This is a genomic window from Rubellimicrobium sp. CFH 75288 (assembly GCF_009904055.1).
Lineage (GTDB): Bacteria > Pseudomonadota > Alphaproteobacteria > Rhodobacterales > Rhodobacteraceae > Rubellimicrobium.
Genome location: NZ_WYDP01000076.1, coordinates 1 through 314, shown reverse-complemented (window position 1 = coordinate 314; position 314 = coordinate 1). Strand labels below are relative to the sequence as shown.

Annotated in this window: 1 protein-coding gene; it reads left to right on the top strand. The window is 65.9% G+C overall.

Annotated elements, in window-relative coordinates; all coding sequences use genetic code 11:
• A partial coding sequence (locus GT358_RS16445; protein WP_166583705.1) for a DUF2460 domain-containing protein occupies positions 1 to 314 on the top strand: 314 nt, incomplete at both ends.

Sequence of the window (314 nt, the reverse complement as noted above, 5' to 3'; positions counted from 1 at the left end):
TTCAAGGACTGGGCCGACTTCAAGTCCTGCCTGCCGTCGCAGACCCCGAGCCCGACCGACCAGCCCCTCGGCACCGGCAATGGTGCTGTCACCACCTTCGCCCTGCTGAAGCGCTATACTTCCGGCGAGCAAAGCTGGACCCGTGCCATTGCCAAGCCGGTGGCCGGCACTGTCCGCATCGCCCTGAACGGGGTCGAGCAGATGTCCGGCTGGAACGTCGATACCACCACCGGCCTCATCATCTTCACAACCGCCCCGGCCGCTGGCGTCGCCATCACGGCCGGTTTCGAATTCGACGTGCCCGTCCGCTTCGA